Source organism: Micropruina sp. (assembly GCF_047606665.1).
Classification (GTDB): domain Bacteria; phylum Actinomycetota; class Actinomycetes; order Propionibacteriales; family Propionibacteriaceae; genus Micropruina.
Window position 1 is genome coordinate 76,966 of record NZ_JASGEF010000049.1, and the last position, 22,234, is coordinate 99,199.

Below are 22,234 nucleotides of genomic sequence, written 5' to 3' on the forward strand. Positions count from 1 at the left end.
CGACGGCAAGTTGCGGGAGCCGTAGGTTGATCCCATGACCGAAACCCAGATCGAACGGCTGCCGGACGAGGAGTTCCGGCGGGTGCTGTGCGTGGTCGCGCACCCGGACGACCTCGAATACGGCACTTCCGCCGCCGTCGCCGAATGGACCGACCGGGGCATCGAGGTGTCCTATCTGCTGCTCACCAAGGGTGAGGCCGGCATGCAGATTCCGCCCGAGGAATGCGCCCGGATCAGGCGCGGCGAACAGGAGCGGGCCTGTGCGCAGGTCGGGGTTTCCGAGCTGGTGATGCTCGACCATCCCGACGGCATGCTGGTCTACTCGCTCGACATCCGCCGCGACATCGCCCGGCGCATCCGCGAGTTCAAGCCGGACGCCGTGGTCACCTCCGCCTGGGATCTGGAGGCGTCCTGGGGGCTCAATCAGGCCGATCACCGGGTGGCCGGGGTGTGCGTGCTGGACGCCGTCCGGGACGCCGACAACACCTGGGTGCACCCCGAGTTGGCCAAGCACGAGAACCTGCCCAAGTGGGGCGTCCGCTGGCTGCTGGTCGGCGGCCATCCGAAGCCGACCCACGGGGTGCCGGTGTCGGACGCCTCGGTGCAGCGCGCGGTGAAATCGCTGGAAGCACACGAGGAATACCTGGCGGCGATCCCCGGCCATCCGGCCCCGGCCGACTTCATTCCGGCGATGCTCACCGGCGGCGGAAAGGCGCTCGGCGTCGAGCACGCGATGCTGTTCGGCGCCTTCGACCTCCGTGGGCGCCCCGCCGGACCCTAGGGTGTGTTGCTTCGACCAGGAGGTGGAGCGATGACGGTGCGTGCCGGTGTGGCAGATGTCGCAAAGTGGTTGCCCATGTCGTGGGCGGAATACAACCAGCTCGGAGACGATGTTCGCGGTGAGTTCATCGAGGGGGCGCTCGTGATAGCGCCGGCGCCGGATCGGCACCATCAGACCGCGATTCTGTATTTGGTCGGCCGACTCTCCGAGGTGTGCACTTCTGAGCTGGGCGTCACGACCGGTTGGGGTTGGTCGCCGGCCGGCGTCACCGAAGAGTACGTCCCGGACGTGATGGTGCACCCGGCCACGGACGACCAACTGCGGTTCACCGGAATCCCCCTCCTCTGTGTGGAGGTCACCTCCGGCAACTGGGCCACCGACCTCATCCCGAAGGAACCGCTGATCAATCATGTCCCGGCTGCGGCGTACCCGGCGGGCGACCTGCGGCCCCCATCTCTTGCGCCGTATGACCCGATACGCCCACAAGATCTGGGGGCCGCAGCTCATCCCGCCCGGCACGTCCTCGCTCGGAACAGCATTGACCAGCACTTCCTTAAACGCGCCAAATATGCCGTCGCAGGTCTCCCGGAGTACTGGGTGGTGGATCGCCGCGACAAAGTGCTGCGGCAATACGCGCTGCAGGACGGATTGTTGGTGGAAGTCGCGCACAGCGCCGGACGGGGACCGATCCAGGTGCAGTTCGCCGGCCGGTCGGTCAGCCTCGACTTGGGCGTCCTGCTCGGCGAATAGCGGAACCTCAGGGCCGCTTTCCGGTCTTGGCGGGTTCGATGCCGTCCCGGTCGGCCCACTCCAGCAGCTGGTCGATCCGGAACGACTCGTCGTCGATGCCGGCGTGCAGATCGCCGAGATCGGCGAATCGCGAGGGCACGGACGCCAGGGTGAAGTCGCGCGGGTCGAGGTCGTCCAGCTCGTCCCAGAACACCGGGGTGGACACCGTGCCGGTCGGGGTGCCGCGCACCGAATAGGCGCAGGCGATGGTGTGGTCACGGGCGTTCTGGTTGAAGTCGACGAAGATCTTCTCCGGGTCGCGGTCCTTGCGCCACCACACCGTGGTGGCGTCGTCGCAACGCCGCTCCACCTCGCGGGCGAAGGCCAGCGCCGCCCGCCGCACCTCGCCGAAACTCCACTCCGGCTCGATCCGGACGTAGATGTGAAACCCCTTGCCACCAGAGGTCTTCGGGTAGCCGGTGATGCCCAGTTCGTCCAGCACGTCGTGGGCGACGTGCGCCACCCGGCGGACTTCTGCGAAGTCGGCGTCCGGCATCGGATCGAGGTCGATCCGCCACTCGTCCGGCCGCTCGACGTGAGCCCGCCGACTGTTCCACGGGTGGAACTCGACCGTCGACATCTGCACCGCCCAGATCACCTGGGCCAACTCGGTGACGCACAACTCGTCGGCGGTGCGGCCGAACCGGGGAAACCACAGCTCGACGGTCTGAACCCAGTCCGGCGCTCCGCCTGGCAACCGTTTCTGATGCACCTTCGGCCCGGCCAGGCCGTCCGGAAACCGGTGCAGCATGCACGGCCGCTCGCGCAGCGCCCGGACGATCCCGTCGCCGACCGCCAGGTAGTAATCGACCAGGTCGTGCTTGGTCCACCCCGTCTCGGGGAAGTAGACCCGGTCGGGATTGGTCACCCGCACCACCCGGTCGCCCACCTCGATCTCGACGGCGGACGTCTGAGGCTTCGCCATGCAGGCACGCTACCTGGGTCGACGGAGCGAGTGCGAGCGTTGAATTGGGGCACCTCTGTGAGTACCTTGTACGTACGTACGCACGAGTGAGGAGGTGGCTGTCGTGGACACGACGACCGACCAGCGGTGGCCCAAGAGTCAGCGGATCAATCTGCGTGCGACGGCGCGGCAGGAGGGTTTGCTGCGACGAGCCGCCGAGGCCACCGATCACACGCTGACCGATTTCATCCTCGATAGCGCGGTGTCCAACGCGCAACGGGTGCTCGCCGACCAGCGCTGGTTCATCGCGACCGATCAGCAGTACCAGGATTTCCTCGTCCTGCTCGATGCTCCGTTGCCGTCCACCGAGCGGTTTGACCGGTTGTTCTCACATCGGCCGCACCCCGCCCAGCAGTGATCGAATCGACACCGCGAAAGCTGGCCAAGGCCGATATCCGGGACGGCTTCCGAAGCGGCGCCGACGACCTCGATCTCTGGCTCACGAAATATGCCTGGGAGAACCAGCAGGCGAACAACGCGACGACCTACGTTGTCGTCGATGGCTCGCGTGTGGTCGGCTATTACGCGATCGCGATGTCCGCGGTGGCGCGTGCCGTGGTGCCCGAACGACTGCGTCAGGCACGACCGGCGCAGATACCCTGTGTGCTCTTGGCGCGACTCGCCGTCGATCGCGACTATCAGGGTCGCGGCCTGGCCTGGGTATTGCTCCGCGATGCGCTGCTGCGATCCGTTGTCGCCAGTGACGGCATCGGCGCGGCCGCCGTCCTTGTGCACTGCCGCGATGAGAATGCCCGGCGGTTCTACCTGCATTCCGGCGATTTCCTCGAATCGCCACTGGATCCGCTGCAGTTGATGGTGCCGATCAAGGCGCTGCGGCGCTATCTGACGGCGCAGATCGATGAAGCGGTCGACGCGGTCGGGCAACCCGGCGATGAGTTGGCCGAACTGCGCAGCATCGCGAACGTCCGCCTGGCCGAGGCGTCGGATGAGTGGTGATCCGGCGCGGAGAGGTGTGCTGGGCCGACTTCGGCGAACCCAAGGGCAGCGCCCCGGCCTGTCAGCTCAGCGAGCCGTCCGGATTCACCCGGAACACGTCCACCTTCACTTCCAGCGTCGACTTCTTCGCCTCGGTGAACACCACGCCCTTCAATGGGGAGACGTCACGGAAATCCCGGCCCCAGGCGGTGACGATGTAGCGAGAATCGGCGAAATGGTCATTGGTCGGGTCGAGGTCGATCCACTCGCCGCCCGGCACCAGAACCGACGTCCAGGCGTGTGAGGCGTCCGACCCCTCCAATTTCGGCTGACCCGGCGGCGGCGAGGTCTCTACATAGCCCGACACGTACCGGGCGGGCAGCCCGACCGACCGCAAGCAGCCCACCGCCAGGTGCGCGAAATCCTGACAGACCCCCTTGCGCAGCTTCAGCAACTCGGGCAGCGTCGTCCGCACCGAGGTGGCGCCCAGCTCGTAGCTGAAGTCGCGATAGATGGTCGAGTAGAGCCCCACCAGCGCCTCGCCGAGCGGACGGTCCGGCCACAGAATGCTCTCGGCATAGCTGCGGACATCGGGCCCCAGGTCGACCAGATCGGACGGCAGCAGGTACTCGGCGTGCTCCACCGGATCGGCCTCCTGCGCCACCCGCGCGGCGGCGTCAGCGACCGTGAACGCGTTCAGCGACCCCATGCTCGGACGCGGCCAGGCGACGTCGACGAAGGCCGTCTTGGCGACCACCAGCTCGCGGTGCGGGGTGCGCACCTCCACGTAGTAGCTGTGATTGCCGAAGTGATCGACGTGTTCGCCGACCACGTCGGGGTGCGGCGAGACCTCCACCTCGTTCGACACCACCTGCTGCGACCAGGTCTCCAGCGGACGCAGAAAGCCGCGCTCGTAGCAGGCCTGGACGTCGTCGTCGTATGTGTAGATCGTCGAGTGCCGGACGCGGTAGCGCCGCGGCGCGTAGTGGTCGGGACGTGCCTGCACGTCGGTCGTCTGCTCAGTCATCGGCCACCTGCCACGGGCTCGCCCAACCGGAAGTCTGCGGACGCCGCGGCGCCTGCCGGGAGAAGTGCAGCGCGGCGAGGTCGTCGGACAGCCGCCGGAAGTCCTGCTCCAGCCCGGCCAGCCGTTCGGCGAGCGCGGCGGCGTCCATCGAATCGGCCGGCTCGACCGTGCGCAGCGTCTGCACGATCGCCAACGTCTTCGCCACCGACGCCTCGTCGCCCAGCAGGGTCAGGTCGGCGACCAGCGATTCGGCCTGGTACAGCACCGAGCGCGGGTTCCTCCGGTCGAGCAGCAGCAGGTCGATCGCCGACTCCAGCGGCAATGCCGTACCGGTCCCGGCCGCGGCCCGCCGGCGATGGGTGATGATCGACTCGCCGGCCCGCAGCACGCCTTCCACCACCAGATCCAGCACGCCGCGGTCGCGCGGCTCGGTCAACGCACTGCCCAGCAGCGCCAGCGTCAGCTGGGCCCGCTCCATCCGGCAGCCGGCGTCCAGGAACGCCCAGGACTCGTCGCGGACCATGCTCTGCGCCATGATCCCGGCCAGCGCCAGCAGCGATTCGAGCACGTCGGCCAGCAGCGGCTGCAGCTGGTCATCGTCGTCCGGGGGATCGTCCAGAGTCTTCTGCAGCCGGCCCAGCACCGCCCAGGTGTCGACGCTGAGCAGGTCGCGGACATGCTGCGCGGCACCGATCAGTCGGTTCGCGCAATGCCGGACGGTGCCCGCGCGCGAGTCGTCCAGGACGACCCGGCGCAGGTAGTCGAGCGAGGGTTCGCTGGAGCCGATGGTCGGCGTCGAGGTGACCCGCGCCACCGCGTGCAGCAGGACGCCGGTGGCGAGCGCGCCCGGCGTTCCGACCTGGCTGGAGTTGTCCTCGGCGAAGTCGTCGACGACCTTCAGCAGCCGCGCGGTGCCCTCGGCGCGTTCGGCGTAGCGGCCCATCCAGAACAGGTTGTCGGAGACCCGTGGGGTCAGGCCGGCGGTCCGGGTCACTGGCGGGGCGCCGAGGGCGCGGTCGCGGACGGCCGGCGCGGCCTGCTCGGCGTCCGCGGAGATCACCCAGACGTCCTTGGCGAGCGCGCCGGCGTAGTTCGACACAGTGTGCTCGCTGACCTGGCCCGCGACCCGGCCCAGACCGCCGGGCAGGAACCGGTAGCCGTTGTCGTGGGCGACCCCGAAGGTGCGCAGCACGAACCGGCGCGGCTCCAGGCCGTCGTGGGTGACCACCGGGGCGGTGGACAGCTGCAGCGGCTCCTGGGCGCACCAGGCCCAGGGCTCGGCGGCGATCCGGTCGGCCAGCTCGCCGCGCTCCTGGGCGGTGAGCTGCCAGCCGTAGCGCAGCGGGCCGGTCGCCCGTGAGATCGGCTTGATCACCAGGGCGTCCAGATTGGCCAGCACGTGCGAACGATCCGCGCCGCGGCCACACCACCAGGTGGTCGGCGACGGCAGCAGCAGATCCTCGTCGAGCAGGACGCGGGCGACGTCCGGCAGGTGCGCGACCAGCCCCGGATTCTCCAGGACGCCGGCGCCGATCGGGTTGACCACCGCGACCGTCCGGGTCCGGGTCGCCTCGATCAGGCCGGGGACGCCGAGCTGGGAGTCGCCGCGCAGCTCCAGCGGATCGGCGAAGGCGGCGTCCACCCGGCGCAACACGACGTCGACCTGCTCCAGGCGGTCACCGGCCTGCAGCCAGACCCGGCCCTGGTGCATCACCAGATCGTCGGCCTCGACCAGCGGGAAGCCCAACAGGGTGGCCAGGTAGGCCTGCTCGAAGGCGGTCTCGCTGTTGGGGCCGGGGGTGAGCAGCACCACCCGTGGCGGCTCGGTGGCCGACGGGGACGCGTCCTGCAGGGCGGCGGTGAACGTCTGAAAGAACCCGCGCAGCCGGGCCAGCGGCACCGAACGGTGCAGCCCGGCCATCACCTGGGAGATGATCCGGCGGGTCGCCATCGCGTAGCCGGGGCCGGACGGCGCCTGTGTGCGGTCGGAGATCACCGTCCAGCGTCCCTGTGGGTCGCGGCCCAGATCGGTCGCCGCTACCACCAGCTGCCGCGGGCCTGGCGCGGCGATGCCGGCGGTCTGCCGCACGTAGCCGTCGTGGGCGAGGATCAACTCCGGTGGGATCACCCGCCGGCGCAACAGGGTGCGCTCGCCGTACAGGTCGGACAGCACTAGATCGAGCAGCCGTGCCCGCTGATCCAGGCCGCGTTCCAACTCCTGCCATTCGGCGGCACCGAGCAGCACCGGGATCGGATCGATCGCCCAACGGCGTCCGCCCGGCGTGCCGGTGCCGTAGGTGATGCCCTCGTCGGCGGCGAAATTGCGGGCCTCGGCTCGCGCCGCCAGCAGGCCGGCCATCCCCATCGCGTCGACGGCCGCGCCGAGTGCCGCCTGGTCGCCGCGCAGACCGGTCGGGGTGGCCAGCTCATCGACGGCGTCGGAGGTGAGGCGTGCTCGGTAGTCGTCGAGCACGCCCGACTCGATCGAAACGGCCGCGGACATGGAATCACCATAGGGGGCGGACGACGGGGTTCGAGACAGCGCCAATCCGTGGCGGCTGCCTGGTCATCGGCCCGGCTGTCGGACCAGGTCGCCTGCGGTATGGCACATCGCCTGCGTTCCTCCGCAGGCGATGTGCCCTTGCGCAGGCGTTGTCGGAGGGCGGCAGGACGGCACCGGGACCGATTGCGTGAACGGATCGAGGGCGAGGTCGTCCCGGCTTTCGAGGGGCGCATCGTGGCCTTCGACGAGGCCGCCAGCGCGGCCTACGCGACGCTGCGCGCCGACGCCCGCGCTCGTGGCGACGCGATCGCCGCCACCGACGGCTATATCGCCGGAATCGCCGCCGCCCACGGTTTCGCGATCGCCACCCGTGACCGTGCCCCGTTCGAGGCGTCCGGACTGGTGGTGATCAACCCGTTCGGGCCGTGGGATGACGGGATCATCCCGTAAGGAGTCAGGTGTGCTACCGGCCGCCGGTGAGCAGCGCGAGGACCTGGTGAACCTGATCGACCTGGCCCCGCGGGAAGGGTGCGCGGTCGACACGGGTGACGCGGTTGATCGACATGGACTTGACCTGTTCGCACATCGCCACGGTGACGGTCGAGTCGCTCGAGGTGAGCTTCACGTGCGTCGACCAGCCGCGGTCGGTGTGTGTCAGCGGCACCGCGATGAGCAGGCCGCGGGCGCGGTGAAGCGCTGGTTCGGACAACACCAGCCAGGGCCGGTGCTTCGCCTGCTCGCGGCCGATGGTCGGGTCCATGTTCGCCCAGACGACGTCGCCGCGGGCGATCGCCTGGGTCACTGGCCCGCCTCGAACCGGGCGATGGACTCCTCGGCGTCGCCGGTGAATGCTGTGTCAGCCTCGGCGAGCTCGTCCAGATACTCCTGGTCAGGAGTCTCGGCCTCAAGCGCAGCCCAGAATTCAGCCTTGCGGCGCTGTTCCAGCATTTCCTCGATGAGCTGGCCCTGGGTCAAGTGCGCCGCCCGTGCGGCATCGCGAACACGGTCACGGACCACTCGGGGAACCTTGATGGTGGCCACGTCAGTCATACCCATAGGGTACCCTTCCGGGTTACCGCTACGGCAGCTTTCCCGGGGAGTAGCGGCGTAGGTCGAGGGTGCAGGGGTATTCGGTGCCCATCGGGCCGGCGAGGGTTTCGACGGCCGGCCAGGATGCGGTGTCGATCGGTCCGCCGGTGTGGCCTTGGGGTTCGAACCGGGCAGCCCGGCGCGATTCGGCCTCGACCGCATTCACCGGGTAGGTGTCGTAGTTGCGGCCGCCAGGATGCACCACGTGGTAGGTGAAACCGCCTAGTGAGCGGTCGTTCCAGGTGTCGACCAGGTCGAAGACCAGCGGCGAATGCACCCCCATCGTCGGGTGCAGCGCCGACCAGGGCGCCCAGGCCCGGTACCGGACGCCGCCGGCGAACATGCCGACCGTGGACGGTTCGTCGTCGCCGCCCAGCGCGGTGCCCCAGCCGCCGTTGGCGATCGGGGTGAGCGGCACCGGGACGCCGTTGCAGGTGACCACGTGGCGTCCCTCGACCAGCCCGGACGCCGCCAACTGCACCCGCTCGACCGACGAATCCACGTAGCGGGCGGTGCCCGTGCCGGTGGCTTCCTCGCCGAGCACGTGCCAGGGCTCGATGGCCTGCCGCAGCTCCAGATGGACGCCGGAGATCCGGGTCTCGCCGAGCCGCGGGAAGCGGAACTCCAGGAACGGGTCCAGCCAGGCCGGGTCGAACCGGACGCCGGGCGCGGCCTCGGTCAGCCACTCGTTGACGTCGGCGACCACCTCGCGCAGATCGGACGCCGCGAACGCCGGCAGCAGGAACCGGTCGTGCAGCCGGGTGCCCCAGCGGATCAGCCGGCCCCGGTAGGGCCGAGCCCAGAACATCGCGACCAGGCAGCGCACCAGCAGCGCCTGCACCAGCGCCATCCGGGCGTGCGGCGGCATCTCGAAGCCGCGCAGCTCCAGCAGGCCGAGGCGTCCGCGCTGCGAATCGGGCGAGTACAGCTTGTCGATGCAGAACTCCGCGCGGTGGGTGTTGCCGGTCAGGTCGGTGAGCAGGTGCCGCAGCAGTCGGTCGGTGTTCCAGGGCAGCGCCGGACCGCCCCACGGCGGCGCGAATTTCTCCGCGTCCGCGGTCACCCGGTCGAGTTCGGCGAACGCGATCTCCATCTCGTACAGGGTCTCGAAGCGGCCCTCGTCGAACCGCGGGGCCTGCGAGGTGGGGCCGATGAACCGTCCGGAGAACACGTACGACAAGGCCGGATGATGCTGCCAGTAGGTGATCAGCGAACGCAGCAGATCGGGCCGGCGCAACAGCGGCGAATCGGCCGGGGTCGCCCCGCCGAGGGTGAAGTGGTTGCCGCCGCCGGTGCCGGTGTGGGTGCCGTCCAGGTCGAATTTCTCGGTGGCCAGCCGGGTCTGCCGAGCGTCCTCGTAGAGCGAGAGGGTGAGGTCGCGCTGCTCGGCCCAGCTGCTGGTCGGCTGGGTGTTCACCTCGATCACGCCCGGGTCGGGGGTGACCGACAACGTCTTGGTGCGCAGGTCGAAGGGCAGCGGATAGCCCTCCAGCACCACCGGCAGCTCCACCGCGGACGCCGCGGTCTCGACCACGCTGAGCAGCTCGAGGGCGTCCTCCAGCTTGGTCAGCGGCGGCAGGAAGACGCACAGCCGGCCGTCGCGCTCCTCGACGCACAGCGCGGTGCGCGGCGAATCGGCGATGTCCTGGACGACCGCCTCGGGGGGTTCGCCCTCCACGATCAGCGGCAGCAGTCCGGTCATCTCGAACGGGGACCGCTCGGGTTCGTCGGGCGGTTCGTGCCAGCTCAGCGACGACAGCGGCAGACGCAACCCCATCGGCGAGGTGCCGGGGGTGAGGAACAGGTGCCGCCGGCGCGGACGCCATTGCGCGGTACCCCACCGGCCTTCGTCGGTCAGCCGGAACACCGGCACCACCCAGCCCCGCGGGCGACCGGGGTTTCCGTCCAGTTCGGCGACTTTGGCCGCGCGCGCCTCGGCATCGGCCAGCGCCGGATCGTCGGGGTCGAGGTCGGTCGCCGGACGCTCGTCGCCGAACGGACGCTGCGCCTCGACCAGCAGATCGTTCAACGCGTCCTCGTAGGCCGGCATGACGTGGGTGCCAGGAATGCCCAGCCCACCGGCGATGTAGGCGGCCAGGTCGCGGGCGGCGGTCTGCGCCTCCACCGAGCCCGGTTCGACGCACGGCTCGTCCCACGGATTGGCCAACAGCGAGCGGTCCTCCCAGATCGGGATGCCGTCGGTGCGCCAGGTGATGGCGATGTTCCAGCGCGGCAGGTCCTCGCCCGGGTACCACTTGCCCTGGCCATGATGGACGACGCCGCCAGCCGCCCAGCGCTGCTCCAACCGGGCCGCCAGCCGCTGGGCCAGCGCCCGCTTCTCCGGTCCGTCGGCGGCACCCTCCCACTGCGGGGTGGCGGTGTCGTCCGCGGAGACGAAGGTGGGCTCGCCGCCCATGGTGAGCCGGACGTCGCCAGCGGCCAGCAGCTCGTCGACCCGCTCGCCGAGGGCGTCCGCGGCCGCCCACTGAGCGTCGGAGTACGGCTTGGTGACCCGTGGATCCTCGTGCACCCGGCGGACCGTGTTCGAGAACGCCATGATCACCTCGACCGGCGCGGTGGCCCCGGTGATCGGCGCCGCCGAGGACGGGTGCGGCGTTGCCGACAAGGGGATATGCCCCTCGCCGGCGAACAGCCCGGACGTCGGGTCGAGGCCGATCCAGCCGGCGCCCGGCACGAAAACCTCGGCCCAGGCGTGCAGGTCGGTGAAGTCCTCAGTCGGTCCGGACGGCCCGTCCAGCGCCTCCACATCGGAGGTCAGCTGGACCAGGTAGCCGGAGACGAAGCGTGCCGCCAGGCCGGCCTCGCGCAGGATCGAGACCAGCAGCCAGGCCGAGTCGCGGCACGAGCCGAGCGCCTTGGCCAGCGTGGTGTCCGGGGTCTGCACGCCCGGCTCCATCCGGACGGTGTAGGCGATGTCGGCCTGCAGCGCGGTGTTCACCGCGACCAGGAAGTCCACCATCCGCGGCCGGTCGTCGCCGCTCAGCCCGGCATAGCGGTCGGTGATGTGCTGCTGCACCCACTGCCTCACCAGCGGACCGGGACCGCCGTCGCCCACTTCGTCCACCCGGCGCAGGTAGGGCTCCAGATCGGCGCGCAGGGCGTCCGGATAGGCGAACGGGTAGCGCTCGGCGTACTCCTCGAGGAAGAAGTCGAACGGGTTGATCACCGTCATGTCGGCGACGAGGTCGACGCAGATGTCGAGCTCCTTGACCGGCTCGGGGAAGACCAGCCGGGCCAGGTAGTTGCCGAACGGGTCCTGCTGCCAGTTGATGAAGTGGTTGCGCGGCGACACGGTCAGCGAATAGGCAGCGATCGGCGTCCGCGAGTGGGGCGCCGGACGCAGCCGGACGGTGTGCGGGAACACTTTCACCGGCTCGGCGAAGGTGTAGGTGGTGCGGTGTTCGAGAGCTACCCGGATGGTCACCTGCGTGAATGTACTGGCCGGCTACGAGCCTGGTCACCCACTGCGGGGCACCGAAACGTCACTGAAACGCGACCGCGGTGGCACCGGTAATCTGAGCGGGTGACTTCTCAGGCACCCGAAGACACCCCCGATGAGGCTGGGCCGGACACCCCCGACGATGACGGCACGGCGGCTGCGCGGCGTCCTGCAGCCGCGCCGGCCCGTCCGCGCACCCGGTGGATCGTGGCGCTGGTCTTCGTCGTGGTCGCCGGCCTGATCGCCGGCATCGCCTGGCTGATGCGGCCCCAGCCGAACGCCTCCACGGTGCCCTCGGCGACACCGCAGCAGGCCGTCGCCGGGTACCTCGACGCCCTGGTCGCGGCCGACGCGGACCGGGCCCTGGAGTACGCGCTGAACCGCCCCGCCGACACCACGCTGCTCACCCGGACGATGCTCGAGGCGTCCCACCACGAGGGCAAGCTGGCCGTGGTGAACGTGCCCGAGGTGGACGGTGGCGAGACCGCGACGGTGCCGGCCGAGGTGCGGTTCGGTGAGACGTCGGCCACGATCACTTTCTCGCTCACCCGTACCGAGAACGGGTGGCGCCTTGCCCAGCTCACCTCGACCATCGATCCCGGCGCGCTGCCGAAGGCGCTGACCGCCACTCTGAACGGTCTGCCGCTGACCAATCCGGAGCATCTGGAGGTGTTCCCGGGCGTCTACGTGTTCGGTGAGAAGGTGCCCGAGATCGACCTGGAGGGCGCCCGTGTCGTCGTCACCACCGTCGGCGAGGACGTTCCGGCCGGCCTCCAGCCGGTGCTGACCGCCGCCGGCGAGAAGCGGGCCGACCGTTCGGCCGCCGCCGCGTTGAAGCGCTGCCTGGCCACGAAGAGCCCCACCCCCGCGGACTGCCCGAACAGTGTCGCGATCGCGAAGGGCCAGAAGATCGACACCAAGTCGATCAAATGGGACCTGATCGGCGATCCTTGGAAGGACGCGGTCTACACCCTCGATGTCGCCGACCCGACCAATGTCCGCGGCGCCGCCACGCTGGAGTTCCGGTTCCGCTGCACGCTCACCCAGAACGGCGAGAAGTACAACGTCGACCAGACCCTACCCGCTGTCGACGTCCGGTATCTGGTGTCGGTGACCAACGCCAAGCAGCCGGTTGTCTGGCAACGGGTCTCCTGACCCGCACCCGCTCGACCGGGCGGTCGTCCTGGGCGGGGGCGGGCTCACCGGATTGGCCTGGCTGCGCGGCGTGCTGGACGAACTCCCGGACGTGGTGGGCAGCGCGGATCGGGTGATCGGCACCTCGGCGGGTGCCGTGATGGCCGCCCGGTTGTTGAGCGGGGTGACCGGCGGACTGGAGGATGTCGCGGACGAACTGTCCGGCGCGCGGATCTCCCCGGCTGTGGCGGCGCGATTGGTGGCCGCACAGCTGTGGCCCAGCCGTCGGCACGCCCTGCTCTGGCTGGGACGGTTCGCCCGGCGAGCCCGCACCACCGTCAGCGAGCAGGCGTTCGTCGATCTGGTCGGCCGGGCGGTCGGCGGCACGGATTGGCCGGCGGCGCTGATCGTGGTCGCGGTGGACGCCGACTCGGGGCGTCCGGCCTACTTCACGCCGCGTTCGGCGGTCGAACTGCGCAGCGCGGTCGCCGCCAGTTGCGCGATGCCCGGCGTCCTGCCTGCGGTGCGGATCGAAGACCGGACCTTCCTGGACGGCGGGCTGCGGTCGCCGGCGAATGCCGACGTGGCGGCCGGTTGCGATCGGGTGTTGATCCTGGCGCCGCAGGGTCGGTCGACACGCGCCGTCCGGCGACCCGGTCATCAGGCGGCCCGGTTGCGCGCCGCAGGCGCCCAGGTCGTCCTGATCGCCGACGAGCACCCCGACCTCGACGCGATGTCGCCGGCCGGGCTGGCCGCAGCACGCGAGCGTGGCCGGCGGGCCGGGCGGGCGGCGTCCGAAGCGGTGGCTGCGTTGTGGGCTATCTCGCGCTGAGCGAATGGCTGCGATGCTGGGTCAGCCAGAGCCGGTGACAGGTGATCACCACGGTCAACCAGGCGACGCCCAGGCACCAGGCGGCCAGCACATCGGTCAGCCAGTGGTGGCCCAGATAGACCCGCGAGGTTCCCATCGCCAGCACGTAGAGCACGGTCAGGGTGACCGTCGCCGCCCGTGCCGCCGCGGCGGACAGGTGCGAGACCAGCAGATAGCAGAACATGCCGGCGATCACGATCGAGTTCAGTGCATGCCCGGACGGGAAGGACGCCGAGGTCTCCGGCGGCGGAATCGACTCGGTCAGCGGCGGACGGGCCCGGTCGGTGAGCCGCTTGCCGGTCACCGTCATCGCCAGTGAGCCGGTGACGGCGATCACCATCAGCACCAGCGGCGTCCATCGTTGCCAGCGCAGGCAGAGCAGGGTGACCGCGAGGCCGGTGATCACCGACATCCACAACTGCCCGCCGGAGGCGCTGAAGGTGGCGATCACGGCGTTCAGTTCCGGCGTCCGGACGCTCACCATCCAGTTCAGCATCGGACGGTCCAGGCCGGCGACGCTGTCCCCGGCCACCACCGCCTCGTAGATCTCGCCGGCCACCCAGGTCGCTCCGACCGTGAGCGCCCCGGCGATCCCGAGCAGCACCAGGGCGGCCAGATCGGCGTTGCGCAGCCGCCGCACCAGCGCGTCGAACGTCCGCCACAGCCAGCGGCCAGCCGGACTGCGCCACGCGGTCAGGTCACGGTCGCCGATGCTGCGTTCGGACTCCGACGGTTCCAGGAGCATCGACCAAGTCTGGCAGGGTCCCTCGGCGGCTCACCGCACCCCTTGGGTCGGTGGTCTGGACGACCGATGCGGGATCAGCCGATCAGGTAGTGAGTGTCGCCGAACGATGCTTCGAGAGTGAGGGTTCCGCCGAGGGCCTCCACGTAGCGCCGAAGAGTGTCGACCTGCGCCTTGTCGACCTGACCGTTCTCGATCTGAGAGACCCGGTTCTGCGATACGTGAAGTTGATTGGCGAGTTCCTTCTGGGTCACCTGCTGCTGATCGCGCAGTTCCCGCAGACGAGCGGCACGCACCTGCTTGCGCATCTGGTCAGCGATCTGCTCGACCCGCTGCTCGTCAACGGGGCGGCGAGCGAGCTGTTCGGCGAGGGTTCGGGTCATCGTCTCAGTCCTTTCAGATGCTCATCGAAAAGGTCGTCGGCCAGTGGGATATTGCGCCGGTACCACTTTTGCCAGTTGCCGGCCTTGTCGCCGGCCAGAAGGAGGATCGCACGGCGGGCCGGATCGAATGCGAACAAGATTCGCACTTCGCTATGTCCTGTCGATCCGGGCCGGAGTTCCTTCATGTTCCTGTGTCGGGAGGACGTAACCGTGTCGACCAGGGGACGCCCGAGGTGTGGGCCGTCTTGCGCAAGGACACGGGTCGCGGCCACGACCTGCTCGTAGGTGCCTTGATCTGTCTCATCGAGCCAAGCGCCGACCTGGTCGCCGATCAAGATCTCCCAGGACACAGCGCTAGTCTACAACCCACGACTTCTATCAGCCAAGAGTTGTCGCCCTGCGGCAAGGTGGGGTGCCACAGACTGGGACCGCCACCGAAGACAGGGAGTTGCCATGGATGCGGAAGCGGGAGATTCGGACGCCGACGCGTCGCGACCTGGTCACCGAGGGTCTGTTCTGGTCGTGGTTGATCAACGACATCGAGGAGCTGATCACCATGGGCTCCTGGTCGCGTGCCAACGCCGACGAGCTGAGCCGGCGGGTGCCGTTCCCGCTGCCGCCATGGCTGCGGGACGGTTTCTCCGAACGTCACGCCCAGGTCTCCATCGCCATGATGGGCCTGCTGATCTGGACGCTCGGCAGGCGCGGCACCAGCACGCAGGGGCGATCCCGGCTCTTCCAGGCGGCGCTGCTGGGTTACGGCGTCCATGGTCGGGATTCATGCCCTGACCGCACGGTTGTTGCGCGACCGCGGGGACGGCGTCCGTCGCTGAATCGGTTTCGTTCCGTGTCGCGGGGGTTGTGTGTCAGGCTGTGCGGCAGACGGTCGTGACTCCGGCAGCGTCGCTGGGCGACCGTCGCCGGCGTCCGACAACGAGGTGAGGAGACGCGATGTTCCGCAAGATTCTGGTTGCCAACCGGGGTGAGATCGCCGTCCGGGCCTTCCGCGCCGCTACCGAGCTCGGCATCGGCACCGTCGCCGTCTTCCCCTACGAGGACCGGCTCGCCGAGTACCGGCTGAAGGCCGACGAGAGCTACCAGATCGGCGAGGTCGGGCATCCGGTGCGGGCCTACCTGGACGTCGACGGCATCATCGCCGCCGCATTGGACGCGGGCGCCGACGCCATCTATCCCGGTTACGGCTTCCTCAGCGAGAACGCGGGCTTCTCCCAAGCCTGTGCCGACAACGGCATCACCTTCATCGGGCCGGCCCCACGAATCCTCGAACTGACCGGGGACAAGGCCAAAGCCATCGCCGCCGCACGCGAGGCGGGGCTGCCGACGTTGCGCGGTGCGGACGCCTCGGAGGACATCCCGACCCTGCTGGCCGCCGCCGACGAGATCGGCTACCCGGTCTTCGTCAAGGCGGTCTCCGGTGGTGGCGGACGCGGCATGCGCCGGGTGGACGACCGGGCCAACCTCGAGCCGGCCCTGGTCGAGGCGATGCGCGAGGCCAAGGCGGCCTTCGGCGACGCCCGGATGTACCTGGAAGAGGCGGTGATCAGCCCGCGGCACATTGAGGTGCAGATCCTCGCCGACACGCAGGGCAGCGTGATCCACCTGTTCGAGCGGGACTGCTCGGTGCAACGCCGGCACCAGAAGGTCGTCGAACTCGCCCCAGCACCCAACCTCGACCCGGCGCTGCGGGACGCGATCTGCGCCGACGCGGTGAAATTCGCCCGGCACATCGGCTACATCAACGCCGGCACCGTCGAGTTCCTGCTCGGCGCCGACGGCCGCTACGTGTTCATCGAGATGAACCCGCGGATCCAGGTCGAGCACACCGTCACCGAAGAGGTCACCGACGTCGACCTGGTCTCCTCGCAACTGCGGATCGCCGCCGGCGAATCCCTGGACGATCTGGGGCTGCGGCAGGACGAGATCCAGGTGCGCGGCCAGGCGTTGCAGTGCCGGGTGACCACCGAGGACCCGGCCAACGGCTTCCGTCCCGACACCGGACGGATCTCGGTCTACCGTAGCCCCGGCGGCGCCGGCGTCCGGCTGGACGGCGGGGTGGTGTTCGGCGGCTCCGAGGTGGGCGCCCACTTCGACTCGATGCTGGTGAAGCTCACCTGCCGCGGACGCGATCTGGTCACGGCCGCCCGGCGAGCCAACCGGGCGCTGAACGAGTTCCGGATCCGCGGCATCTCCACCAACATAGGGTTCCTCGAAGCGGTCATCTCCGACCCCGACTTCCTGGCCGGACGCGCCACCACGTCCTTCATCGATGAGCGGCCGTACCTGCTCACCCAGCGCATCCCGGCCGACCGGGGTACCAAGCTGCTCAGCTACCTGGCCGGCATCGCGGTCAACAAGCCGAACGGCGAATGCCGCACCACGCTGATCGCCCGCGACAAGCTGCCGGCGCTGACCAAGCAGGAACTGCAGACACCGCCGGCGGCCGGGTCGAAGCAGCTGCTCCTCGACGAGGGTCCGGAGCGGTTCGCCCAGGCGCTGCGCGACCGGACGGCGGTTGCGGTCACCGACACCACCTTCCGGGATGCGCACCAGAGCCTGCTGGCGACCCGGGTGCGGACCCGTGACCTGCTGCATGTCGCGCCGCACGTCGCCCGGATGCTGCCGCAGCTGTTCTCGATGGAATCGTGGGGCGGCGCCACCTACGACGTGACCCTTCGCTTCCTCAAAGAGGATCCCTGGGAGCGGCTGGCGAAGTTCGCCGAGGCGATGCCGAACATCCCGCAGCAGATGCTGCTGCGCGGCAAGAACACCGTCGGCTACACCCCGTACCCGCTCAGGGTGACCAGCGCCTTTGTGGCCGAGGCGGCCCGGACGGGGTGCGACATCTTCCGCATCTTCGACGCGCTGAACAACATCGACCAGATCCGGCCGGCGATCGAGGCGGTGCGCGAGACCGACCACGGCGTCGCCGAGGCGGCGATCTGCTACACGGGCAATATGACCTCGCCCGGCGAGACCCTCTACACCCTCGACTACTACCTGCGGTTCGCCGAGCAGCTGGTCGAGGCTGGCGCGCACATTCTGGCGGTCAAGGACATGGCCGGCCTGCTCCGGGCGCCGGCCGCCGCGAAGCTGGTGCGGGCGCTGCGGGAGCGGTTCGACCTGCCGGTGCACCTGCACACCCACGACACCGCAGGCGGTCAGCTGGCCACCCTGCTGGCCGCGATCGACGCCGGGGTGGACGCCGTGGACGTCGCCTGCGCGGCCTGGGCGGGCACCACCTCGCAGGTGTCGATGTCGGCGCTGGTGGCGGCCACCGACGACACCGAGCGGGCCACCGGGCTGTCGCTGCAGGCGGTGACCGACCTGGAGCCGTACTTCGAGGCGGTCCGGTTGCTCTACGCCCCGTTCGAGTCCGGCCTGCCCGGCCCGACCGGACGGGTCTACACCCACGAGATCCCCGGCGGTCAGCTGTCGAACCTGCGCCAGCAGGCGATCGCGCTCGGCCTGGGGCACCGGTTCGAGGCGGTCGAGAACGTGTACGCCGCCGCGAACCGCATCCTCGGCAACATCGTCAAGGTCACCCCGTCGTCCAAGGTGGTCGGCGACCTGGCGCTGGCCCTGGTCGGAGCCAACGCCGACCCGGACGACTTCGAAGCCAACCCCGAGAAGTACGACATTCCGGACTCGGTGATCGGCTTCCTCAACGGCGACCTCGGCGACCCGCCCGGCGGCTGGCCGGAGCCGTTCCGCACCAAGGCGCTGGCCGGACGCACCGCGAAACCGGTCGAGACCGAGCTCTCTGAGGCGGACGCCGAGGCGCTGGAGCGCGAACCGCGGCGCACCCTGAACCGGCTGCTGTTCCCCGGCCCGACCCGCGACTACGAGGACGCCGTCGATGAGTTCTCCGAGCTGTCGGTGCTCTCCACCCGCGAGTTCCTGCACGGCCTGGCCGTCCAGCAGGAGCACGAGGTCGAGTTGGAACGCGGCAAGAAGCTGCTGCTCGGCCTCGAGGCGATCGGCGAACCGGACGCCCGCGGCTTCCGCCAGGTGGTCTGCACCATCAACGGCCAGATCCGGATGGTGTCGGTACGCGACCAGTCGGCGAAGTCCGAGCTGGTCACCGCCGAACGCGCCGACCCCAACAACCCAGGGCATGTGGCGGCGCCGTTCTCGGGCGTGGTCACGCTGACCATCGCCGTCGGAGACACCGTCGAAGCCGGCCAGCCCGTGGCGACCATCGAGGCGATGAAGATGGAGGCAGCGATCACCGCGCCGGTCGGCGGCACAGTGCAGCGGCTCGCGATCGGTCCGGCGCAGGCCGTCGAAGGTGGCGACTTGCTCGTGGTGATCGGCTGATCGCGGTAGCGCCCGTCCGATGGCACGGGCGCCAGGCTCGACTTCGAGGTCGCTGAGGGTGCGGCTCGCGAAGTAGACACGAGAATGATTCTCGTTATGCTTAACGCATGAGTCATCTGCTGATGGTCGAGAGTTGGGTGGCCGCGATGAGCGCGCTGCTGCCGCGGGCGATCCACGAAACCGGTCATCAGTTCTCGTTCCTCACCCGAGATCTGCACCACTATCTGCGGCAGAGCCGGCAGACGCCGCACCCTCTGCTCGCGGCACGCAATGTGCTGACCGCCGAGACCAACGACATCGACGCCCTGTGGCCGTGGCTGGACCGGGCCCGCGACCTGATCCCGTTCGATGGCGCGATCACGTCCTGCGACTACTACTTGACGACTGTGGCCAGGATCGCCGAGCGCTACGGACTTCCTGGGCCCCGACCGGAGGCGATCGCCACCTGCCTGAACAAGGACCGCTCTCGCGCCGCGTTCGCCGCGGCAGGCATTCCAGGGCCGCAGATCAGGGCGGCGCGAGACTGGCCGGCCGCGCGCGCCGCGGCGGAGGAGATCGGGTATCCGGTCGTCATCAAGCCCACCGACCTGTGCGGCGGGATGCTCGTTCGGCGGGTCGATGACGAGGCCGGGCTACGAGCGGCATACGAACAGCTTGCCGCCGCGACGCACAACTCCCGACAGCAGCTGCGCAGTCCCGTGGTGCTGATCGAGGAGTTCCTGACCGGGCCCGAAGTGAGCGTCGAGTCGGTCACGGTGGGCGGCGCCACACATGTCATCGGGGCGACCGACAAGAGCATCGTCGGTGACGACTGCTTCGTGGAGACGGGGCATATGTTTCCCGCCGCACTCGACGACGAGACCGCCGGCGAGCTTGCAGACCTGGCCCGGGCCGCCGTCGCCGCAGTCGGCCTCACCGACTGCATCTCGCATCTGGAGGTCAAGCTCACCCCCCACGGCCCGCGAATCGTCGAGCTGAACCCTCGCCCGGCCGGAAACCGGATCTCCGAACTCATCCGGCGGGTCACCGGCATCGACCTCGCGTGCGTCCATGCCCAGCTCGCGGCAGGCGACGAGCCTGACCTGCGCCACCGAGACACCGGCCTCGGATCCGCCGCCGTCCACATGCTGCTGCCCTCGAAGGCAGGCACGGTCGTCGCCGTGACCGGTGTCGACAGGCTCAGGGGCGGCGAGGTGGTGGAGTACGTCGTGCCCGAGCCCGGCGCCCGCGCCTCGGCGCCACGGGACAACAACTGCTACCTGGGCCGGGTCATGGTCGTCGACCCGGAAGGCCGAGGGGCTCGCTCCCTCGCCGAGGGGTTGGTCGCAGACCTCGACATCGTCATCGAGGCCGACCCGTCTGAACGCACGGCATGATCACCGCCCCACGAGTCAGCGCCTTCGCCGAGGAATTGGTCGACTGGGCGTCGAACGGGCCCGAATCGGAGTTGATCGTGACGGTCGCCTGGGTGACGCGCCAAGGGGCGCAACACACCGGACGGCACCAGCGCTATCGCAACGAGGTGCTCAGCCTGCGCATCGAGTCGAGCGTCGGCTCCGCCGCGGTCGAACCCGGCCAGCTGGTGGACGATGCCGTGTTCGCGTGTGTCGGCCGCACCGTGCGGGAGCTCATCCGGCACCCGGTGCAGGCAGTGCGGGTCGCGGCGCTCGACGCCGTGACCCAGCACGCCCGTCCGCTCGCCGGAACATCCGCCGTCGTGCCGGCCGGCACATCGGTCGAGAAGTCGAGAGCGCGCGCCAGGCTGGTCGTCGATCTCCTACCCGCACCCGGTGACACCACCTGCGTCGCCGTGGTGGGAGTCGTCAACTCCCTGCTCGCCGAACTGCGAGAACGCGGATACGCCTATCTACCCTGTGACCTCAAGGGCGGGCACACCCAGTGGGGCGAAGAGATCCTCCGCGAGACCGATGCCGCACTCGCGCAGGCAGATGCGCTGCTGGTATCCGGAATGACCCTGGCCAACGGCACCTTCGACGCTCTCCTGAAGCACGCCCGCAGCACCGGCAGCCCGCTCGTCGTCTTCGCCCAGACGGGCTCCGGCATCTTTCCGCATCTGCTCGGCCAGGGGGTCAGCGCCGTCTCTGCCGAGCCCTACCCGTTCTTCTGGCTGGACGGGAACGACAGCCGCATCACCCTGCATCGGAGCACGAGATGAACTCGCTGCTGGATCTCGTCGGCGGATCGCCGGTCGCGTGGATCGATTCCGACCTGCCGCTGCCGCACCCCGGCTTCTGGGCCAAGCTCGAGGCGGTGAGCGTCGGCGGAATGAAGGCGCGCGCCGCCGTCGCGATGCTCGCCGGAGCCCGCCGGCGCGGTGAGCTCCAACCGGGGGCGCTGGTGGTCGAATCCACCAGCGGCTCTCTCGGCCTGGGGCTGTCGTTGGCCGCGAGTGCGTTCGGGCACCCCCTCACGCTGGTCGTCGACGACGAGCTGGAGTGGTCCATGCGGGGGCTGCTCGCCGCTCACGGCGCGACGCTCGAGGTCGTCACCTCTCCGGACCCGGTCGGCGGCTGGCAGGAGGCGCGCCTGAAACGGATCCGGCGCCTGCTGCGCGACAACCCGGGCGCATACTGGCCGGACCAGTACAACAACCCCGACAACAGCCGCGGGTACCAGTCGCTCGCCGACGAACTCATCGCGCAGCTGCCGCCGGCCGACGTCCTCATCTGCAGCGTCGGCACCGGCGGCCACAGCGCGGGCATCTTGAGCGGGATAAGGCGGCACTGGCCGGACGTCCGGCTCGTCGGCGTCGACTCGTTGGGGTCGACGATCTTCGGCCAGCCCGCGCGCCCTCGCCTGATGCGGGGACTGGGCAGCAGCATCTACCCGCGCAATGTGGCCTACGACCAATTCCATGAAGTCCATTGGGTGAGCCCGCGGGACGCCGTGGCCACCTGCCGCCTTCTTGCCGGTGCCGCGCAGATCGCAGGTGGTTGGAGCACCGGCGCAGCAGCGCTGGTCGCGGCCTGGCAGGCCAGGGTCGAGCCCGGCGCACGCGTGGTGGTGGTGCTCCCCGACGGACCTCACCGGTATCTCGGCACGATCTACGACGATGACTGGTGCCGCGCTCGAGGCCTGCTCGGTCCCGCGACGCGGACACCGGTGGAGATCTGCGATCCGCATCATGTCGAGGCCACCACCTGGTCGCGCTGCGTGCGGGTATCGGATCCGTTGAAGGTCGCCGGATGAGACTCGC

Annotated in this window: 21 protein-coding genes; 12 read left to right on the forward strand and 9 right to left on the reverse strand. The window is 69.6% G+C overall.

What is annotated here, in order from left to right; all coding sequences use genetic code 11:
* Positions 1-34 precede the first annotated feature (34 nt).
* On the forward strand, positions 35-781 hold the full coding sequence (locus QM619_RS12035) for a PIG-L deacetylase family protein (RefSeq protein WP_415108773.1): 747 nt from the start codon (positions 35-37) through the stop codon (positions 779-781).
* Between the two features lie 30 nt (positions 782-811).
* A complete protein-coding gene (locus QM619_RS12040; protein WP_415108776.1) occupies positions 812-1,531 on the forward strand; it encodes a Uma2 family endonuclease in 720 nt (239 codons plus the stop codon).
* A 7-nt stretch (positions 1,532-1,538) separates the two neighbouring features.
* Here the strand turns inward: QM619_RS12040 and ligD are convergent, their stop codons facing one another.
* Positions 1,539-2,495, reverse strand: coding sequence for a non-homologous end-joining DNA ligase (gene ligD, locus QM619_RS12045; protein ID WP_415108779.1), 957 nt, complete (start codon positions 2,493-2,495; stop codon positions 1,539-1,541).
* A gap of 103 nt (positions 2,496-2,598) precedes the next feature.
* On the opposite strand from ligD, the gene QM619_RS12050 reads away from it, so the two are divergent.
* Positions 2,599-2,892, forward strand: coding sequence for a DUF1778 domain-containing protein (locus QM619_RS12050; RefSeq protein WP_415108782.1), 294 nt, complete (start codon positions 2,599-2,601; stop codon positions 2,890-2,892).
* Positions 2,889-3,491, forward strand: a complete 603-nt coding sequence (locus tag QM619_RS12055) for a GNAT family N-acetyltransferase (RefSeq protein WP_415108785.1) — start codon at positions 2,889-2,891, stop codon at positions 3,489-3,491. The genes QM619_RS12050 and QM619_RS12055 overlap by 4 nt, the downstream gene beginning before the upstream one ends.
* A 61-nt stretch (positions 3,492-3,552) precedes the next feature.
* Here QM619_RS12055 and QM619_RS12060 read toward each other — a convergent pair whose 3' ends face one another.
* Complete coding sequence (locus tag QM619_RS12060) at positions 3,553-4,497, reverse strand: transglutaminase family protein (RefSeq protein WP_415108788.1); 945 nt, start codon at positions 4,495-4,497, stop codon at positions 3,553-3,555.
* Entirely contained in the window at positions 4,490-7,000 is a 2,511-nt protein-coding gene (locus tag QM619_RS12065; RefSeq protein WP_415108791.1) for a circularly permuted type 2 ATP-grasp protein, read from the reverse strand. The genes QM619_RS12060 and QM619_RS12065 overlap by 8 nt, the downstream gene beginning before the upstream one ends.
* Positions 7,001-7,183: 183 nt before the next feature.
* Here QM619_RS12065 and QM619_RS12070 point away from each other — a divergent pair, with 183 nt between their 5' ends.
* Positions 7,184-7,450 carry a hypothetical protein gene (locus QM619_RS12070; protein WP_415108794.1) on the forward strand — a complete coding sequence of 89 codons (267 nt, stop codon included), beginning with the start codon at positions 7,184-7,186 and terminating at the stop codon, positions 7,448-7,450.
* Positions 7,451-7,463: 13 nt separating this feature from the next.
* Here the strand turns inward: QM619_RS12070 and QM619_RS12075 are convergent, their stop codons facing one another.
* From QM619_RS12075 to QM619_RS12085, 3 genes are read right to left on the reverse strand one after another with little or no spacing between them, the layout of a single operon-like run.
* On the reverse strand, positions 7,464-7,802 hold the full coding sequence (locus tag QM619_RS12075) for a type II toxin-antitoxin system PemK/MazF family toxin (protein WP_415108797.1): 339 nt from the start codon (positions 7,800-7,802) through the stop codon (positions 7,464-7,466).
* Positions 7,799-8,050 carry a hypothetical protein gene (locus tag QM619_RS12080; protein ID WP_415108800.1) on the reverse strand — a complete coding sequence of 84 codons (252 nt, stop codon included), beginning with the start codon at positions 8,048-8,050 and terminating at the stop codon, positions 7,799-7,801. The genes QM619_RS12075 and QM619_RS12080 overlap by 4 nt, the downstream gene beginning before the upstream one ends.
* A 28-nt stretch (positions 8,051-8,078) precedes the next feature.
* Positions 8,079-11,534: a DUF2126 domain-containing protein gene (locus QM619_RS12085; protein WP_415108803.1), complete on the reverse strand. Its 3,456-nt coding sequence runs from the start codon at positions 11,532-11,534 to the stop codon at positions 8,079-8,081.
* Positions 11,535-11,633: 99 nt separating this feature from the next.
* Here QM619_RS12085 and QM619_RS12090 point away from each other — a divergent pair, with 99 nt between their 5' ends.
* Both QM619_RS12090 and QM619_RS12095 read left to right on the forward strand, forming a co-directional pair.
* Positions 11,634-12,704 carry a hypothetical protein gene (locus tag QM619_RS12090; RefSeq protein WP_415108806.1) on the forward strand — a complete coding sequence of 357 codons (1,071 nt, stop codon included), beginning with the start codon at positions 11,634-11,636 and terminating at the stop codon, positions 12,702-12,704.
* On the forward strand, positions 12,682-13,515 hold the full coding sequence (locus tag QM619_RS12095) for a patatin-like phospholipase family protein (RefSeq protein ID WP_415108808.1): 834 nt from the start codon (positions 12,682-12,684) through the stop codon (positions 13,513-13,515). The genes QM619_RS12090 and QM619_RS12095 overlap by 23 nt, the downstream gene beginning before the upstream one ends.
* Here QM619_RS12095 and QM619_RS12100 read toward each other — a convergent pair.
* The 3 genes from QM619_RS12100 to QM619_RS12110 all read right to left on the reverse strand — a co-directional run bounded on the left by QM619_RS12100 (position 13,502) and on the right by QM619_RS12110 (position 15,029).
* Positions 13,502-14,299 carry a phosphatase PAP2 family protein gene (locus QM619_RS12100; protein ID WP_415108811.1) on the reverse strand — a complete coding sequence of 266 codons (798 nt, stop codon included), beginning with the start codon at positions 14,297-14,299 and terminating at the stop codon, positions 13,502-13,504. The genes QM619_RS12095 and QM619_RS12100 overlap by 14 nt on opposite strands.
* Positions 14,300-14,373: 74 nt before the next feature.
* Positions 14,374-14,679 (reverse strand): helix-turn-helix domain-containing protein, encoded by a 306-nt coding sequence (locus tag QM619_RS12105; RefSeq protein ID WP_415108814.1) that lies wholly within the window; start codon positions 14,677-14,679, stop codon positions 14,374-14,376.
* Positions 14,676-15,029 carry a type II toxin-antitoxin system RelE/ParE family toxin gene (locus tag QM619_RS12110; protein ID WP_415108817.1) on the reverse strand — a complete coding sequence of 118 codons (354 nt, stop codon included), beginning with the start codon at positions 15,027-15,029 and terminating at the stop codon, positions 14,676-14,678. Before QM619_RS12110 ends, QM619_RS12105 begins: the two co-directional genes overlap by 4 nt.
* Positions 15,030-15,136: 107 nt before the next feature.
* On the opposite strand from QM619_RS12110, the gene QM619_RS12115 reads away from it, so the two are divergent.
* The 5 genes from QM619_RS12115 (at position 15,137) to QM619_RS12135 (ending at position 22,227) form a co-directional block, all read left to right on the forward strand.
* Entirely contained in the window at positions 15,137-15,571 is a 435-nt protein-coding gene (locus QM619_RS12115) for a hypothetical protein (RefSeq protein WP_415108820.1), read from the forward strand.
* 59 nt (positions 15,572-15,630) lie between these two features.
* Positions 15,631-19,017 (forward strand): pyruvate carboxylase, encoded by a 3,387-nt coding sequence (locus QM619_RS12120; RefSeq protein WP_415108823.1) that lies wholly within the window; start codon positions 15,631-15,633, stop codon positions 19,015-19,017.
* 107 nt (positions 19,018-19,124) lie between these two features.
* Complete coding sequence (locus tag QM619_RS12125) at positions 19,125-20,393, forward strand: ATP-grasp domain-containing protein (protein WP_415108825.1); 1,269 nt, start codon at positions 19,125-19,127, stop codon at positions 20,391-20,393.
* Positions 20,390-21,193, forward strand: a complete 804-nt coding sequence (locus tag QM619_RS12130) for a Rossmann-like domain-containing protein (protein WP_415108828.1) — start codon at positions 20,390-20,392, stop codon at positions 21,191-21,193. The genes QM619_RS12125 and QM619_RS12130 overlap by 4 nt, the downstream gene beginning before the upstream one ends.
* The gene (locus QM619_RS12135) at positions 21,190-22,227 is read left to right on the forward strand and encodes a pyridoxal-phosphate dependent enzyme (protein WP_415108831.1); all 1,038 of its coding nucleotides are present in this window, start codon (positions 21,190-21,192) and stop codon (positions 22,225-22,227) included. The genes QM619_RS12130 and QM619_RS12135 overlap by 4 nt, the downstream gene beginning before the upstream one ends.
* Positions 22,228-22,234: the final 7 nt, after the last annotated feature.

Excerpts from the sequence above, each read along its gene's own strand:
- QM619_RS12035 (WP_415108773.1), top strand. The coding sequence starts at position 35 with ATGACCGAAACCCAGATCGAACGGCTGCCGGACGAGGAGTTCCGGCGG.
- QM619_RS12040 (WP_415108776.1), top strand. The coding sequence starts at position 812 with ATGACGGTGCGTGCCGGTGTGGCAGATGTCGCAAAGTGGTTGCCCATG.
- ligD (WP_415108779.1), bottom strand. The coding sequence starts at position 2,495 with ATGGCGAAGCCTCAGACGTCCGCCGTCGAGATCGAGGTGGGCGACCGG.
- QM619_RS12060 (WP_415108788.1), bottom strand. The coding sequence starts at position 4,497 with ATGACTGAGCAGACGACCGACGTGCAGGCACGTCCCGACCACTACGCG.
- QM619_RS12065 (WP_415108791.1), bottom strand. The coding sequence starts at position 7,000 with ATGTCCGCGGCCGTTTCGATCGAGTCGGGCGTGCTCGACGACTACCGA.
- QM619_RS12080 (WP_415108800.1), bottom strand. The coding sequence starts at position 8,050 with ATGACTGACGTGGCCACCATCAAGGTTCCCCGAGTGGTCCGTGACCGT.
- QM619_RS12100 (WP_415108811.1), bottom strand. The coding sequence starts at position 14,299 with ATGCTCCTGGAACCGTCGGAGTCCGAACGCAGCATCGGCGACCGTGAC.
- QM619_RS12105 (WP_415108814.1), bottom strand. The coding sequence starts at position 14,679 with ATGACCCGAACCCTCGCCGAACAGCTCGCTCGCCGCCCCGTTGACGAG.
- QM619_RS12115 (WP_415108820.1), top strand. The coding sequence starts at position 15,137 with ATGCGGAAGCGGGAGATTCGGACGCCGACGCGTCGCGACCTGGTCACC.
- QM619_RS12120 (WP_415108823.1), top strand. The coding sequence starts at position 15,631 with ATGTTCCGCAAGATTCTGGTTGCCAACCGGGGTGAGATCGCCGTCCGG.
- QM619_RS12125 (WP_415108825.1), top strand. The coding sequence starts at position 19,125 with ATGAGTCATCTGCTGATGGTCGAGAGTTGGGTGGCCGCGATGAGCGCG.
- QM619_RS12130 (WP_415108828.1), top strand. The coding sequence starts at position 20,390 with ATGATCACCGCCCCACGAGTCAGCGCCTTCGCCGAGGAATTGGTCGAC.
- QM619_RS12135 (WP_415108831.1), top strand. The coding sequence starts at position 21,190 with ATGAACTCGCTGCTGGATCTCGTCGGCGGATCGCCGGTCGCGTGGATC.